The organism is Microbacterium sp. NPDC090003 (genome assembly GCF_044748385.1).
Classification (GTDB): domain Bacteria; phylum Actinomycetota; class Actinomycetes; order Actinomycetales; family Microbacteriaceae; genus Microbacterium.
Window position 1 is genome coordinate 1,160,485 of sequence record NZ_JBIVFW010000001.1, and the last position, 15,548, is coordinate 1,176,032.

Annotated in this window: 12 protein-coding genes; 7 read left to right on the forward strand and 5 right to left on the reverse strand. The window is 70.8% G+C overall.

Going from position 1 to position 15,548, the window contains the following annotated elements:
- Positions 1–11: 11 nt before the first annotated feature.
- The 4 genes from ACIPVN_RS05670 to ACIPVN_RS05685 are packed head-to-tail and all read left to right on the forward strand — an operon-like array spanning position 12 to position 4,199.
- Entirely contained in the window at positions 12–2,060 is a 2,049-nt protein-coding gene (locus ACIPVN_RS05670; protein WP_400440609.1) for a sigma-70 family RNA polymerase sigma factor, read from the forward strand.
- A 9-nt stretch (positions 2,061–2,069) separates the two neighbouring features.
- Positions 2,070–2,441 (forward strand): YrdB family protein, encoded by a 372-nt coding sequence (locus tag ACIPVN_RS05675; RefSeq protein WP_400440612.1) that lies wholly within the window; start codon positions 2,070–2,072, stop codon positions 2,439–2,441.
- The gene (locus ACIPVN_RS05680; RefSeq protein ID WP_400440615.1) at positions 2,438–3,802 is read left to right on the forward strand and encodes an FAD-binding oxidoreductase; all 1,365 of its coding nucleotides are present in this window, start codon (positions 2,438–2,440) and stop codon (positions 3,800–3,802) included. Before ACIPVN_RS05675 ends, ACIPVN_RS05680 begins: the two co-directional genes overlap by 4 nt.
- Entirely contained in the window at positions 3,795–4,199 is a 405-nt protein-coding gene (locus tag ACIPVN_RS05685; RefSeq protein ID WP_400440617.1) for an NUDIX domain-containing protein, read from the forward strand. The genes ACIPVN_RS05680 and ACIPVN_RS05685 overlap by 8 nt, the downstream gene beginning before the upstream one ends.
- A gap of 45 nt (positions 4,200–4,244) precedes the next feature.
- On the opposite strand, the gene ACIPVN_RS05690 is transcribed toward ACIPVN_RS05685, so the two are convergent.
- From ACIPVN_RS05690 to ACIPVN_RS05705, 4 genes are all read right to left on the reverse strand, one after another.
- Positions 4,245–5,024 carry a glucosamine-6-phosphate deaminase gene (locus tag ACIPVN_RS05690; RefSeq protein WP_400440620.1) on the reverse strand — a complete coding sequence of 260 codons (780 nt, stop codon included), beginning with the start codon at positions 5,022–5,024 and terminating at the stop codon, positions 4,245–4,247.
- Entirely contained in the window at positions 5,017–5,943 is a 927-nt protein-coding gene (locus ACIPVN_RS05695; protein WP_400443316.1) for an ROK family protein, read from the reverse strand. Before ACIPVN_RS05695 ends, ACIPVN_RS05690 begins: the two co-directional genes overlap by 8 nt.
- 74 nt (positions 5,944–6,017) lie before the next feature.
- A complete protein-coding gene (locus ACIPVN_RS05700) occupies positions 6,018–7,205 on the reverse strand; it encodes an ROK family protein (protein WP_400440622.1) in 1,188 nt (395 codons plus the stop codon).
- A gap of 74 nt (positions 7,206–7,279) precedes the next feature.
- Positions 7,280–10,618: a family 20 glycosylhydrolase gene (locus ACIPVN_RS05705; protein WP_400440624.1), complete on the reverse strand. Its 3,339-nt coding sequence runs from the start codon at positions 10,616–10,618 to the stop codon at positions 7,280–7,282.
- A gap of 25 nt (positions 10,619–10,643) precedes the next feature.
- On the opposite strand from ACIPVN_RS05705, the gene ACIPVN_RS05710 reads away from it, so the two are divergent.
- Entirely contained in the window at positions 10,644–11,048 is a 405-nt protein-coding gene (locus tag ACIPVN_RS05710; protein ID WP_247623118.1) for a RidA family protein, read from the forward strand.
- Between the two features lie 90 nt (positions 11,049–11,138).
- Positions 11,139–12,605 carry a L,D-transpeptidase family protein gene (locus ACIPVN_RS05715; RefSeq protein WP_400440627.1) on the forward strand — a complete coding sequence of 489 codons (1,467 nt, stop codon included), beginning with the start codon at positions 11,139–11,141 and terminating at the stop codon, positions 12,603–12,605.
- A gap of 67 nt (positions 12,606–12,672) precedes the next feature.
- Here ACIPVN_RS05715 and ACIPVN_RS05720 read toward each other — a convergent pair whose 3' ends face one another.
- On the reverse strand, positions 12,673–14,892 hold the full coding sequence (locus ACIPVN_RS05720) for an NADP-dependent isocitrate dehydrogenase (RefSeq protein WP_400440630.1): 2,220 nt from the start codon (positions 14,890–14,892) through the stop codon (positions 12,673–12,675).
- A 117-nt stretch (positions 14,893–15,009) separates the two neighbouring features.
- Here ACIPVN_RS05720 and ACIPVN_RS05725 point away from each other — a divergent pair, with 117 nt between their 5' ends.
- A complete protein-coding gene (locus ACIPVN_RS05725) occupies positions 15,010–15,468 on the forward strand; it encodes a GNAT family N-acetyltransferase (protein WP_400440633.1) in 459 nt (152 codons plus the stop codon).
- Positions 15,469–15,548 lie beyond the last annotated feature (80 nt).

Below are 15,548 nucleotides of genomic sequence, written 5' to 3' on the forward strand. Positions count from 1 at the left end.
GAGGGATCACAGTGCACGAAGAGAACACTCCTCACATCGACGACACGATCGCCGACGCAGACCTCATCCTCCGCACCCGCTCGGGTGACACGGGGGCGTTCGGAGAACTCTGGCGTCGTCACTACCCCTCGGGGATCGCGGTCGCGCGCTCGGTCACCTCGTCGATCGATCCCGACGACCTCGTGCAGGAGTCGTACACCCGCATCTACCAGGCGATCGTGAAGGGCGGAGGGCCCAACGGCTCGTTCCGCGCCTACCTCTTCACCAGCATCCGCAACACGGCCGCCGCCTGGGGGCGCTCGCGTCGCGAAGACGCGATGGACGAGCTCGACACGGTCGCCGACCCCGACAGCACCGACCAGGCCTCGAACGACGCCCTCGATCGCAGCCTCACCGCGCAGGCGTTCCGCAGCCTCCCCACGCGCTGGCAGGAAGTGCTCTGGTACACCGAGATCGAGCAGATGCGTCCGAACGAGGTCGCGCCGCTCCTCGGCATGAAGTCGGGAGCCGTGTCGCAACTCGCATTCCGCGCGCGCGAGGGTCTGCGCGAGGCGTGGATCCAGGCGCACCTGCGCAGCTCGGCCCCCGGCTCGGAGTGCCAGTGGACGATCGAGCACCTCGGTGCCTACTCGCGCGGCAACCTCGGATCACGTGACCACCGTCGCATCGAGGCGCACCTCGACGAGTGCGCCCGCTGCATGATCGTGGCCGCCGAGGCGAAGGACGTCTCCAAGCGCCTCGCACTCGTGCTGCTCCCCCTCGTGCTCGGCGTCACGGGCGCCGCGGGGTACCTGGCGACCCTGCAGGGCGGCGGCGCACCGATCGTCGCTCTCGCGGCCATGCCCTCCGGCATCCCCGGCGGCGTGGTCGCCGGCGACGGCGGATCCAGCGCCCTCGCGGCGGGAACGACCGCCGGCGGCGCGGGAGCCGGCGGAGCAGGCGGGTCGGCCGGCGGTGGTGCCGGCGGGTCGGCCGGCGGTGGCGCCGGCGGTTCGGGCGGAGCATCCGGCGGGATGCTGTCGGGCATGGGCGCCCTCGTCGGCGCCGGTTCGGCCGCTCTCGTGGTGGCCGGTGTCGTCGCCGCGGCGACGATCATCCCCGGCCTGGCCGGGGCGAACCCGTCGACGTCACTGCCGAGTGCCGGCGACTCCGATTCGTCGTCGATCTCCTCGGACATAGGGCCCGACGCGTCGATGAGCACCGAACCCGTGGACGACGAACTCGACGAGCCCGTCGAGAAGCCGAAGGACGAAACCGTTCCCCCGGTGGCCGACGACGAGACGGATACCGACACCGGCACGGACGTCCCGGTGGCGCCCGTCGCCACGACTCCGACGCGGCCGTCGCCCGACTCCGGGGTCGACACGGATCCCGAGCCCACTCCGACTCCCACTCCCACTCCCACTCCCACTCCCACTCCCACTCCCACTCCGACTCCCACTCCGACGGACCCCGTCGCCCTGCCCTCCGGCACCCCGACGGTCACGGGCGCCTCGGTAAGCTGCCTGCCGCCGGACGACGGACAGATCATCGAGATCACCGTGTACACGCTCCGGATCGAGGGAGCACCAGGCGCCAACGTGCAGCCGTATCTCAGCGGCGACACCGGTGGAACGAGTCCGGGTGCGCTCGACGCTCAGGGCACCGGGACCGTGGAGCTGCGACCGGACCTCGCTCAGATGTTCTTGGGCAGCGTCTCCCTCGTGTACTACGTCGACGCGAACGGAACGAGGGTGGAGAGCGACGAGCGGTCGACACCGGTGCCCCTGAGCTCTCTGATCAGTCCCTGGGAAGTGCCGTGCGGTCTTGTCGATGACGGCGGTCCGGTCGATGAGACGGAGACGTCCCCCGAGGAGTCCGTCCCGGCGGAGGCTCCCGCGCCCGAAGAGGCTCCCGCCGAAGTCACCGCGCCGGCTCCCGCCGAAGTCACCGCGCCGGCTCCCGCCGAGGAAGAGCCGGCACCGGAGACCGCCCCCGCCGAGACGGATGCCCGGGTCGACACCGCGGTGACCCCCGAGGTCGTCGTGGTACCGGACGAGGAGCCGGTTCCCGCCGAATAGACTGGATCCATGCCCCAGGATCCCACCCCCGTACCCGGCGTCGAGCGCCCCGTCATCACGGTCATCGACGTCATCCGTGCCGTGGTGCTGGTGGTGGCCGTCGCCTCACTCGCCCTCTGGGGCTTCGCGACCTGGGATCTCCCCTGGAGCATCGTGGTCGGCATCGGCGCCCCGGTCGTCGTGATCCTCGTCTGGGCCCTGTTCCTCTCACCGCGCCCCGTGTTGCGGGTGCACCCGTTCCTGCGCGCCGCGGTCGAGTTGCTCATCTACGTGGGCGTCACGATCGCCTGGTGGTCGATGGATCAGGCACTGATCGGTTCGGCCTTCGCCCTCGTCGCGATCGTCACCGGTCTCATCAGCGGACGACGCGCACTCGGATGAGCGTCGTCGCGCAGCTGACAGCGGCCCTCGGCGATCTCGTCGACACGGGCACGGCTGCGCTCGAGGAGGCCAGAGCCGACCGCTCCGGCCACGCCGCCGAGGGGCGCCCCCTCGCCATCGTCCACGCCGAGACGGTCGCGCACGTGCAGGAGACGATGCGCATCGCGACCGCCACGCGCACCCCCGTCGTCGTGCGGGGCGCCGGCACCGGCCTCGCCGGAGCCGCGAACGCCGGCGACGGGGAGATCGTCCTCTCCACCGCCCGCATGACCGCGGTGCTCGAGGTGCGCCCCGACGACCTTCTCGCCGTGGTCGAACCCGGCATCCTGAACGCCGATCTCAACCGTCTGCTCGCCGAGCACGGCGTGTGGTGGGCCCCCGATCCCGCGAGTCGCGAGATCTCGACGGTCGGCGGCAACATCGCCACCGGCGCGGGCGGTCTACTGTGCGCCAAGTACGGTGTGGTGCGCGATGCCGTGCTGGGAGTCGACCTCGTCCTGGCCGACGGCCGTCTGCTGCATCTCGGCCACCGCAGCGTGAAGGGCGTCACCGGTCTCGACCTGACCTCGCTCGTGATCGGCTCGGAGGGCACGCTCGGCGTGGTCGTCGGCGCCACGCTCAAACTGCGCCGCCGCGTGGTCGGTACGGTCTGCACGATCGCCGCGACGTTCCCCGACGTCCGCCGCGCCGCGACCGCCTCTGCCGCCGTGACCGCTTCCGGCGCACAGCCCGCGATCATGGAACTGATGGATGCCGCGAGCCTCGCCGCCGTGCACACCGTCCTCGATCTCCCCGCCCCCACGCCGGGCGCCGCGCAGCTCACCATCCAGACCGACGGCCCCGCCTCCGAGGAGGAGGCCGAGGCGATCGCCGGGATCCTGAGCGCGCACGACGGCACGGTCGCTCTGACGCACGATCCCGTCGAGGGCGAGCGCCTGCTGGCGATCCGCCGGTCGATGCACCAGGCGATGGCATCGCTGGGCACCGCCCTCATCGAAGACGTCTCGGTGCCGCGCAGTGCGATGCCGGCCATGTTCGACGAGATCGCGCGCATCGAGCGGCAGTACGGGCTCACGATCCCCACCGTTGCACATGCGGGAGACGGCAACCTGCACCCCAACTTCCTTTTCGCGGGTGCCGAGACGCCCGCGCACGTGTGGCAGGCGGCGGATGACCTTTTCCGCGCGGCGATCGCCCTCGGAGGAACGCTGACCGGTGAGCACGGGATCGGCACCCTCAAGCGCCGCTGGCTCGCCGAGGAGCTCGGCGAAGACCAGTGGGAGCTGCAGCGGCAGATCGCGCGGGTGTTCGACCCGCTCGGCATCCTCAACCCCGGAAAGGTGTTCGCCCCCGATGCCTGACATCCACGTGAGCGCGGCGATCATCGACGACGGCGCCGGGCGCGTTCTCGTCGTGCGCAAGCGCGGCACCACGCGCTTCATGCAGCCCGGTGGCAAGCCCGAGCACGGCGAGACGCCCGCGCAGACGCTGCTGCGCGAACTGCACGAGGAGCTCGGACTCGAGCTCGACGAGAGCGCGATCGAACCCCTCGGGCGGTTCGTCTCGGCGGCGGCGAACGAACCGGGCCACCGGGTGGTCGCCGACGCGTTCCGCACGACGATCGACCCGCGCGAGGTGAGCGTGCAGGCCGAGCTCGAAGAGCTGCGCTGGATCACGCCCGACGACGTGCCGGCGCTCCCCCTCGCTCCCCTCAGTGTGGAGCACCTGCTGCCTCTGGCGTGGCCGGCTCAGCGGTGAACACGCCTCAGCGTTGACACGGACCCGCGGGCCGTCCGAGCGCGCTCAGATGCCCTGCCAGGCGGGCTTGTTCGCGAACGTGTACCGGTAGTAATCGGCCTGCGCGAGACGCGACGCGGCGGCCTCGTCGACGACGACGGTCGCGTGCGGGTGCAGCTGGATGGCCGAACCCGGCAGCGACGCCGTGAGCGGGCCCTCGACCGCGGCGGCCACGGCCTCGGCCTTCCCCTCGCCGAACGCGAGCAGCACGAGGTGGCGCGCCTTGAGGATGGTGCCGAGTCCCTGCGTGATGCAGTGCATCGGCACGTCGTCGATCGAGTCGAAGAAGCGCGCGTTGTCCTCGCGGGTCTGCGCCGTGAGCGTCTTCACCCGGGTCTGCGAGGCGAACGACGAGCCGGGCTCGTTGAAGCCGATGTGGCCGTCGGTTCCGATCCCGAGGATCTGCAGGTCGACACCACCGGCGGCGGCGATCGCGGCCTCGTAGTCGTCACCGGCGTGCTGGATCGTCTCCGTCGCACCGTTGGGCACGTGGATGCGGCGGGGGTCGAGCCCGAGCGGCTCGACGACCTCGCGCGTGATGACCGAGCGGTAGCTCTCGGGGTGCTGCGGGTCGATTCCGACGTACTCGTCGAGCGCGAATCCACGCACCTGCGACAGATCGCGACCGGCGAGCTGAGCGCGCAGCGCCTCGTACACGGGAAGCGGGGTCGACCCGGTGGCGAGCCCCAGCACGGCATCCGGACGCGCGTCGAGGAGCTCGACGATCTCGGTGGCGACCAGGGAACCGGCGGCTTCCTTGTTCTCGACGATGACGACCTCAGCCATGGAACACGATCTCCTTCTCGGGAACGGCGGCGCCGACGAGCGCGGCACCGAAAGCGGCAGCGGGAGACCCCGCGGGAAGCATCTCGATGCGCTCATCGAGGTGGAGCGACCGCATGAACGGCGACGTCTCGGCATCCGCTTGCAGAGCCGAGCGGATGCCGTCCTCCAGACGCGGGCCGAGAGCGGTAAGCCCGCCGCCGATGATGACGGTGTCGACATCCGCGGAGAGCACGAGCACGCGAACGGCGGCCGCTCCCCCGTGGTGCAGGTCGGCGCGGAGTCGGAGCGCGTCGGCGTCGCCGGCATCGGCCGCCTCGACGATGTCCTTGACCGGGAGCGCACCGGGCCTGCCCCAGGCCTTGGCGAGCGCGCCGCCACCGCAGAGCGTTTCGATGCAGCCGCGCTGCCCGCACCCGCAGACGCGCCCGCGAGGGTCCACGGAGATGTGCCCGACCTCCCCGGCGGTGCCACGGGATCCGCGGTGGATGCGACCGTCGATCACGATGCCGGCCGCGACGCCCGTGCCGAGGTTGAGGTAGGCCATGGATCCGGTCGCTCCACGCAGCACGGCCGCGCCGAGTGCGGCGGCTTTGACGTCGTTCTCGACGCGGAAGGGGATGCCGAGTTCGGCCTGGGCGCGAGCGGCGAGGTCGAGCGACTCGACGCCGAGGTTGACGGCGTGCAGGACCCGCCCGCTCTCGACGTCGACGAGTCCGGGGATGCCGATGCCGACCGAGCCGATGTCGGCCATCGCGATCGCGTTCTCCGCGGCCAGCGCACGCACGGCGAGCACGATGCTCTCGACCACGGCGTCGTCGCCCCATCCGGTGGGCCGCCGCAGGCGTCCGATGATCTCGCCCGCCGGGGAGACCGCGACGGCATCGATCTTCGTGCCGCCGACGTCGAGACCGACGCGCACGGCGCGGCCGACGGTCTCGACGGCGCCTCGACGAGTCGGGAGCTCCGGGATGCCGGGGCTCGGGGTCGTGCGGGTCACGAGACTCCCAGCTGGCCCGAGAGCACCATCACCGCTGCTCCCCGGAGAACGATGTCGTCCTGCGCGGTGAGGCGGATGAGGGCGTCCTCGAACACGCCTTCCAGCGTGCGGGCGTGCAGGGTGTCGACGGCTGCGTCGATGAGGATGCCGTCGAGCAGGTCGGCGGGGCCCGAGAGCACGACTTCCGAGAGGTCGAGGGCGGCGACGATCGGGGCGATAGCGATCGCCATGCGGGTGCCGGCGTCGCGGAGGATCTCGTCGCGAGCGGACGGGTCGGCGGCGACGGCCTCGCTCAGGCGCGTCTCGCTGAGCCATGCCTCCAGGCATCCGTCCTTGCCGCAGGCGCAGCGCGGTCCGCCGTCGGTGCCGACCGTGACGTGACCGATCTCGCCGGCGGCGAATCGGCTGCCGAGCAGCGGCTGGCTGCCGGTGATGAGACCGGCACCGACACCGCGGCCGATCTTGATGAGCATGAAGTCGGCCTTCGCCTCACCGAAGGTGTACTCGGCCAGCACGGCGGCGTTGGCGTCGTTGCGGGCGAGCACAGGGAGATCGAGGTCGGCGCCGAGCTTGGCCTCGAGCGGGAAGCTCGTCCAGCCCAGGTTCGGCGAGCTCAGCACGACGCCGTCGGGGCGCACGACGCCGGGGGTGCCGATGCCGACGCCGAGGAGCGGGCGCGTCGAGGCGGCGACCAGCGACCGAGCGAGCTCCAGCGTGGCGGCGTAGGCCGCGTCGCCGTCGGCCGACTCGGGTCGGGGTACCTCGCGGCGCTCGAGCACGTCGCCGTCGAGGCTGAGCACGGCCCCGATGAACGCGTGCGGGCCCGAGAGATCGAGCCCGAGGATCTGGTGGCCGACGCGGTCGATGTCGATGAGGATCGGTGGTTTGCCGGGACCGGCGGTCTCACGCACACCCATCTCGATGACGATCCCGTCGGCGATGAACTCGGCGACGAGGTCGGAGATCGTGACCCGGGTGAGACCCGTCTCGCGCGAGAGGTCCGCTCGACTCATCGCGCCGGCGTGGTACAGCGTCTGCAGCACGAGCGCGCGGTTGTGGCCGCGCGCGTGCTCGGGGAGGACCTTCGACCGCGACCGCAGGTGGCGGCCGGGCCCGAAGGCATGCGCGTTCGCACCGACGTACTCCGACGACGATGCGGGGCGCTGTTCATCCGACACGGACATGTTTGTTAGTAGACCTTACGAACATAATTTACGCAACCCCGCTCGCCGAGCGGGTCCGCGAGGTTACCGAAACGTTACTTCTGTGTGACGCTCTCATCGAGAGCCCGCTCCGCCCGCTCCACGAGGCGTGCGACGAGGCCCTCGACGATCTGCTCCCGGGCCGCGATCGTCATCGGTTTGCCCGGAACGCCGGGTCGCCGCTGCGCGGGCGAAGGACCGTCAGGGGAACGGTACCGCACCCCGGCGGCCGCGAGGCGGCGCAAGTGCGTGGGGAGCCGGCGCGCGAAGTCGTCGAACGGGGCGGGATCTCCCCCCTCCCAGAGGCGCTCGGCGATCGCCGCGAGGCGGGGGAACATCGCGAAGTCCACACGATCGCGCGTCGGCAGATGCTCGGTCCACACGTTCGCCTGCCCGCCGACCGCCCCCTCCTCGATCCGCAGCGAGTAGCTGCGCTCGATGGTCAACGGCGGCCCGACGCGGATCGGCTCCTCGGGCGAATCCGACTGCGCGTAGTCGAGGTACACCTCGAGGTCGGGGCAGGCGATGACCGGGATGCCGCGGCGCACCGCTTCGCGCATCGCGACGGGTCCGCGCCAGGCGAGGATGCGCACACCCTCGGGCACATCGCCCTCGAGCACCTCGTCCCAGGCGAGCGCGGTGCGACCGCGGCTGCGCACATGGGCGGCGAAGTGCGCGGTGAACCAGGGCTGCACGTCGTGCGGGTCGGCGAGGCCGAGCTCGGCCATGCGCGCCCGCGCCGCCGGACTCTCCGCCCATTCGGTGACCGGCACCTCGTCACCGCCGATGCCGATCCACTCCGCGTCGAAGACGTCGCAGAGCGCGTCGATGGCCGCCCGCCCGAAGGCGAGTGACGCGTCGGTCGGCGCGAGCGTGCGCGGATTCACGCCGAAGCGCTCCCAGGCGCCGGTGATCGCCTCGCCCACGTCGACGTTGCCGAGTTCGGGGTAGGCCGCGAGAGCCGCCTGGATGTGACCGGGCAGCTCGACCTCCGGCACCAGCGTGACGAAGCGCTCCGCCGCATACGCGACGAGTTCCCGCAGCTCGGCCTGCGTGTAGAAACCCTCGTGCACGCCCGGTTCCACGGTCGCGAGCGGACCGTGACCGCGCTGCGTGGCCTCGCGCCGCGCGCCGATCCCGGTCAGGCGGGGATAGCCGGGCACCTCGAAGCGCCAGCCCTGATCGTCGGTGAGGTGCAGGTGGAGCACGGAAAGATGGTGATCGGCGAGGAGGTCGACGAGGCGGCGCACGTCTTCGGCCGGCCGGAAGTGCCGGGCGACGTCGAGCATCGCCCCGCGCCAGGCGTAGGCCGGAGCCCCCTCCCAGACGCCGGTGGGGATGACGGCGTCCGCATCCGCATCCGCATCGGGATCGCGCAGCTGACGCAGCACGGTCGCGCCGCGGAAGACGCCGGCCGGTGTGGCGCCGACGATCTCGACGCCGTCGGACTCGACCGACAACCGGAAGGCCTCGGCGCCGATCCGCCTGTCGGAATCGGGCTCCTCGGCCAGCGCCGCATCGACGCGGAGTCGGATGGCGCGAACCGCGCCGTCAGCGTTCGCTGCGGACTCCTCGCCGCCGAGGCGGCGGATCGAGGCGACCAGATCGTCCGCTCCGACGACCGGCGTGCGCGTGGACCACCGGAATCCCGGAGCGCTCTCGTCGATGTGCGCCGAGACCCGGGGGACGGTCGCGCGGTGGGGCGGCGGCGGCATGCGCAGCGCCCGGCCGGGGGTGGCCCCCGTGACAGCGCCGTCCTCGACGACCGGCACTCCCCCGACGAGCACCTCGACCACGCCCACGGGCGGCTCGAGCGGCGACTCGAACGTGGCGCCCGCGGCGATCGTCCGCGCGTCGAAGAGCACGAGGTCGGCCGTCGCCCGCTCTCGGATCACGCCCCGGGGCGCATCGCCGCGATCGAGGCCGAGACGCCGGGCGGGTGTGCCGGACAGATGCCGCACGCCCTCCTCGAGCGTGAGGATGCCGAGCTCGCGCACGTAGTGGCCGAGATAGCGGGCGAAGGTGCCGCGTCCGCGCGGGTGCGGGCGCGCCCCGATCAGGATGCCGTCGCTCCCCGCCGTGTGTCGCGGGTGGCGCATGATCGCCTGCACGTTGGCCTCGTCGCCGATATGCATGAGGATGCCCGTTGCCCCGGCATCCGCGATGATCGTGTCGAGCACTACGTCGACCGCGCGGCGACCCTCGATCGCAGCGATCTCGGCGATGGTGCGCCCCACGAGGTCGGCGAGCTCCGGGTTCGCGGTGCCGGAGATCTGGATCTGCGTCCAGTCCGCGCGTTCCCCGTGGAAGCCGTCGCAGCCGATCTCCTCGAGCTCGACCCGCACCCGCTCGCGTCCGGCGTCGTCGAGGTCCGCGAGCGTTCGCAGGAGCGAGCCGGTCTCGGAGAGTCGACTCGGGAGGAGCGCAGCGAGCGTCGTCGCACCCGGCAGGTAGGGATAGGTGTCGAGGGTCGCATCGACACCGTCGGCGATCGCCCGGTCGACGAGATCGAGGAGTTCGTCGGCGCGCCCGCGGTTCGGCGCGAAGTTCATGGTCGCGTGCGTGAGGTGGATCGGACACCCGGTGCGTCGGCCGATCTCGAGCGCCTCCCGATAGGCGTCGAGCGCGGATCCGCCGTAGCTGCGCGTGTGCGGGGCCCAGTACCCGCCGCGTTCGGCCACGACCCGGCACAGTGCCTCGAGCTCGTCGGTGTCGGCGTACATCCCCGGCGTGTAGGTGAGGCCGCTCGACATGCCGAAGGCGCCCGCGTCGAGGCAGTCGGCGAGCAGCGCGCACATCCGAGCGATCTCGTCGCTCGTCGCCGGGCGGTTCTCGTGACCCACCACGATCATCCGCAGGTTGCCCTGCGGCACCAGCATCGCGGCGTTCGCGACGGATGCCCGGTCGATCGCGTCGAGCAGATCGGCGACGGTTCGCCACGGCGCGGTCGTCGGTCCGTTCCACCCGGCGATCTGCGCCGCGATCACCGGCGCGGTGGCATCGTCGAGCGGCGCGTAGCCGAGCCCGTCCTGGCCGATGACCTCGGTCGTGACCCCCTGCAGGATCTTCGCGTCGTGCGCGGCGCCGGCGAGCACGGCGAGGTCGCTGTGGGCGTGCATGTCGATGAATCCCGGTGCGAGCACGAGTCCGCGGGCGTCGACCTCGACGGCCCCCTCGGGCAGCACCGGGCGCGCCCCGGTTGCTGCGTCCCGGACGACGGCGACCACACGCGCACCCTCGACGGCGACGTCGGCGACGAAGCGTTCCGCCCCCGTACCGTCGACCACGGTCGCCCCGCGATACACACGCACCCGACCCTCCGCGGCCTTCCCGGCGCTGAGCACCAGGGCCTCTCCGGAGGTTCCGTCCACGGCGTCCGCAATTTGTTGAGGCATCTAACAAGGCTACTAGGCTGGCCTCATGACTGCGAAGACCCGTATCTCCACCGACGCCGCCCCCGCTCCCGCCCACACCTTCTCGCAGGGCGTGCGCAAGGGCCCCTTCGTCCAGGTCTCCGGCCAGGGCCCGGTCGACGCCGTGACCAACGAATACCTCTACCCCGGTGACGTCGCGGCGCAGACGACCCGCACGCTCGAGAACGTGAAGGCGATCGTCGAGGCCTCCGGCGCGACCTTCGACGACGTCGTGATGCTGCGCGTGTACCTCACCAAGCGCGAGGACTTCCCGATCATGAACGACGCCTACGGCGCGTTCGTCGAAGCGCACACCACGAGCGGCGTGCTGCCCTCGCGCACCACCGTCTTCACGGGTCTGCCCCGCGAGGAGATGCTGGTCGAGATCGACGGCATCGCGATCGTCGAGTGATTCGCACGGGGAGGCCACGGGCGACCGTTGCCTCCCCGTTATACGCTCTCCGGTACTCTTGTCAAAGACGGCACGTTAGATAACCGGGGGGTGAAGTTCGTGACGGATGTGATCTCGACTCACGAGGCTGCGACAGAAGCGCTCGACGGAGCGCCGACCGAGGCGGATTCCGAGCCGCCCACGGGCGAGCAGCCCCTCGCGTGGGCGCCCAACGAGCCGGCCCCTAAGAAGCGACGCCTCGGCCTCTGGATCGGGCTCGGTCTCGGTGTCGTGGCTCTCGGCGCGGGCGCCGCGTCGATGATCCTCATCGCCCCCGGCACCACGGTCGCCGGGATCAACGTCGGGTGGATGACCCCCGGGGCGGCGAACGATGCGATCGAGTCGCACCTCGCCGACACGCAGATCACGCTCACCGGCGCCGGCGACGGCACGGTGCTCAGCGGCGCCGACCTCGGCATCGCCCTCGACGGCGAAGCGCTCAGCGAGCAGGCCTTCGCCGAGCGCCCGATGTGGAACCTCGGCGCGTGGATGGGCGAGCCGATCGCGGGCGACATCACCCTCGACGCAGCAACGGCCACGAGCGCACTGCGCGAGGCCGTCCCCTCCAGCTTCGCCGACCCCACCGACGCGGGCGTGATCTTCGACGCCGCCAGCGGAACGTACGTCACGACCCCCGCCGAAGCCGGCACCGCGATCGACGTCGACGCCCTCACGGCCGCGATCATCGACACCGTCGCCGCCGGGGGCTCGAACGTCGAGTTCTCGGGCGACCCGACCGAAGCCGCGGCCGCCGTCACCGACGACGACGCCGCGAGCACCGCCGCCTCGCTGAACACGCTGCTCGGCACCGCCGGGTTCTACGTGGGCGAAGAACGCACTGTGCCCCTCACGGCGGACGTCGTCGCATCGTGGCTCACGATCACCGACGAGGGCGGTCAGCTCGCCATCGAGGCCGACCCCGCCGTGATCCAGAAGACCGTCGACCTGCTGCCCGGGATCGTCGACCGTGCTCCCGTCAACGCGAGCAACATCGTCGACTCGGCCGGCAACGTGCTCCGCGCCGAGACCGAGGGCGTCACCGGCCGCACGATCGGCGAGACGACCGGCATCGCCGACGACGTCGCCGCCAAGATCGAAGCGGGCGACGGGGTGTTCCCGCTCGCGGTGTCCGAGGTGCCGTTCGAGTCGGTGAACCTCTACCGCCACATCGACATCAACCTCAGCAGCCAGACCGCCACGCTCTATGAGAACGACAAGGTCGTCCAGAGCTGGCTGGTGTCGACGGGCCTCCCCGGCACGCCCACCCCGACGGGCGAGTTCAAGGTGTTCGCGCACACCCGTATGCAGGACATGGGCTGCTACGAGGGCGCCCCGTACTGCACCGAGGACGTGCCGTACATCACCTGGTTCACCACCAACATCGGGTTCCACGGCACCTACTGGCACAACAACTACGGCAACCGGATGAGCCACGGCTGCGTCAACCTTCCGATCGACCTCGCGAAGTACGTCTACGACTGGTCGCCGGTCGGCCTCGAGGTCTCTGTCCACAACTGAGCCGGGATGCCCCGGGTACGACGAAGGGGCGGATGCCGAAGCATCCGCCCCTTCGTCCTGTCTGCGATCAGTTCAGCGCGTCGATGATCCCGTTGAGGGTGGCCGACGGACGCATGACCGCCGTGACGAGCGCGTCGTCGGGACGGTAGTAGCCGGCGATCTCGACGGGCGAGCCCTGTACCGCGTTGAGCTCGGCGACGATGGTCGCCTCGTTCTCGGTCAGTGCAGCGGCGACAGGGGCGAAAGCCGCCGCGAGGTCGGCATCCTTCGTCTGCTTCGCCAGCTCCTGCGCCCAGTACAGACCCAGGTAGAAGTGGCTGCCCCGGTTGTCGATCGTGCCGAGCGCACGGCCGGGCGAGCGGTCCTCCTCGAGGAAGGTCCCGGTCGCGGCGTCGAGGGTCTCGGCGAGGACGCGGGCCTTCTCGTTGCCCGTGCGGTCGGCGAAGTGCTCGAGCGAGGCCGCCAGCGCGAAGAACTCGCCGAGCGAGTCCCAGCGCAGGTAGTTCTGCTCGACGAGCTGCTGCACGTGCTTGGGCGCCGAACCACCGGCACCGGTCTCGAACAGCCCGCCACCGGCGAGCAGCGGCACGATCGAGAGCATCTTGGCGCTCGTGCCGACCTCGAGGATCGGGAACAGATCGGTGAGGTAGTCGCGCAGCACGTTGCCCGTGACCGAGATGGTGTCGAGTCCGTGACGCATGCGCGCGAGCGTGTAGCGCGTGGCCTCCTCGGGGGCGAGGATCGTGAGCGTCAGGCCGTGCGTGTCGAGCAGCGCGAGGCCCTGGTGCACCTTGGCGATGATCTGGGCGTCGTGCGAGCGGTTCGCGTCGAGCCAGAAGACCGCGGGGTCGCCGGTCGCGCGGGCGCGGGTGACCGCGAGCTTCACCCAGTCCATGACCGCGATGTGCTTGGTCTGCGTGGCGCGCCAGATGTCTCCGGCTTCGACCTCGTGCTCGATGAGGGCGTTGCCCTCGCCGTCGAGGATCTGCACGACACCGGCCGTCGCGATCTCGAAGGTCTTGTCGTGGCTGCCGTACTCCTCGGCCGCCTGCGCCATGAGGCCGACGTTCGGCACGGTGCCGATCGTGGCGGGGTCGAGCGGGCCGTTCGCGATCACGTCGTCGATGACGGCCTGGTACACGCCGGCGTACGACGAGTCGGGGATGACCGCGATCGTGTCGCCCTCCCCGCCGTCCTGACCCCACAGCTTGCCCCCGTTGCGCACGAGGGCGGGCATCGAGGCGTCGACGATCACGTCGCTCGGCACGTGCAGGTTCGTGATGCCCTTGTCGGAGTTCACGTACGACAGGCGCGGCCCCTCGGCGATGGCCTTGTCGAAGGCCGCCGCGATCGCGGTGCCGTCGGCCACGTCGGCGAGACCGGCCAGGATCGAGCCGAGGCCGTCGTTCGGCCGCAGACCGGCCTCGGCGAGCTGGGTGCCGTAGGTCGCGAACACGTCGGCGAAGAACGCCTTCACGACGTGACCGAAGATGATCGGGTCGCTGACCTTCATCATGGTGGCCTTGAGGTGCACCGAGTAGAGCACGTCGTCGGCCTTGGCCTGCGCGAGCGTCTCGGCGAGGAACGCGTCGAGCGCCGAAGCCGAGAGGAAGGTCGCGTCGATGATCTCGCGCGGCAGGACCTTGAGGCCCTCCTTGAGAACCGTGACGGTGCCGTCGGCGGCCGTGTGGCGGATGCTCAGTACGTCGTCGGATGCCGCGACCCACGACTTCTCGTTGGACTTGAAGTCGTCGTGGCCCATGGTCGCGACGCGGGTCTTCGACCCCTCGGCGAAGGGCTTGTTGCGGTGCGGGTGCTTCTTCGCGTAGTTCTTCACCGCGAGAGGCGCACGACGGTCGCTGTTTCCCTCGCGCAGCACCGGGTTCACGGCGGAGCCCTTGATGCGGTCGTAGCGTGCGCGCACGTCCTTCTCGTCGAGCGAGGTCGGGTCGTCGGGGAAGTCCGGGATGTCGTACCCCGCCTTCTGCAGCTCGGCGATCGCAGCCTTGAGCTGCGGGATGGACGCCGAGATGTTCGGCAGCTTGATGATGTTCGCCTCGGGCAGCGTGGCGAGGCCGCCGAGCTCGGCGAGCGCGTCGCCGACCTGCTGCTCGGGCGTGAGCTTCTGCGGGAAGGCCGCGAGGATGCGTCCGGCGAGCGAGATGTCCCTGGTCTCGACCTCGATGCCCGCCTGACCGGTGTAGGCCGTGATGATCGGCAGGAGCGAGGCGGTGGCGAGCGCCGGTGCCTCGTCGGTGTAGGTGTAGATGATGGCGTCGTCAGTCACCGGATGATCTCCGTTCACAAGGGCGATTTGTCTCGATACCAAGATACCCGCAACGCTGTGGGAGAAATCTCGACCCGATCGAGTGTGCGCGTACGCGCGAGGCGTTAGCCTGGGGTCATGTCCGAACTGCGCATGGTCGAACTCTCCGCTGCGACGATCGTCGCCGTGAACAACATGTCGCTCAAGCCCGGGCAGGAGCAGTTCCTTGCTCCGGTCTCGTACGGGATCGCAGCGACCGTCATCAACCCGGCCACGTCGTGGCAGCGGGTCGTGCTCGACGGCGACGCCGTCGTGGGCTTCGTGAGCGCCAATTTCGATCCCGACGCCCCGGAGGAGCACTTCCGTTCGGTGCTGTGGCGCATCAACGTCGACGCCGACGACCAGGGTCGCGGAGTCGGCCGCTTCGCGGTCGAGAAGCTGACCGAGGAGGCCGCGGCGCGCGGCTTCGACCACGTCGACGTCATCTACGAGGCCGGCGACGACGGACCCGAGGCCTTCTTCCTCCGCGTCGGATTCAGTCCGGTCGGCGAGACGGAGTACGGCGAGGTCATCGCCTCCATCCGCCTCACTTCCTGAAGCCGGCGGCGGGGTCTCGAATCCCCTCCCCCATCGAGACCCCGTCGCCTTCGGCAGGGGCGTCGCCGTCCCGTGCCTGC

What these genes read in the sequence shown, in the direction of transcription:
- ACIPVN_RS05680 (WP_400440615.1), top strand. Translation starts at nt 2,438, where the DNA reads ATGAGCGTCGTCGCGCAGCTGACAGCGGCCCTCGGCGATCTCGTCGAC.
- ACIPVN_RS05705 (WP_400440624.1), bottom strand. Translation starts at nt 10,618, where the DNA reads ATGCCTCAACAAATTGCGGACGCCGTGGACGGAACCTCCGGAGAGGCC.
- ACIPVN_RS05690 (WP_400440620.1), bottom strand. Translation starts at nt 5,024, where the DNA reads ATGGCTGAGGTCGTCATCGTCGAGAACAAGGAAGCCGCCGGTTCCCTG.
- ACIPVN_RS05685 (WP_400440617.1), top strand. Translation starts at nt 3,795, where the DNA reads ATGCCTGACATCCACGTGAGCGCGGCGATCATCGACGACGGCGCCGGG.
- ACIPVN_RS05725 (WP_400440633.1), top strand. Translation starts at nt 15,010, where the DNA reads ATGTCCGAACTGCGCATGGTCGAACTCTCCGCTGCGACGATCGTCGCC.
- ACIPVN_RS05700 (WP_400440622.1), bottom strand. Translation starts at nt 7,205, where the DNA reads ATGTCCGTGTCGGATGAACAGCGCCCCGCATCGTCGTCGGAGTACGTC.
- ACIPVN_RS05710 (WP_247623118.1), top strand. Translation starts at nt 10,644, where the DNA reads ATGACTGCGAAGACCCGTATCTCCACCGACGCCGCCCCCGCTCCCGCC.
- ACIPVN_RS05675 (WP_400440612.1), top strand. Translation starts at nt 2,070, where the DNA reads ATGCCCCAGGATCCCACCCCCGTACCCGGCGTCGAGCGCCCCGTCATC.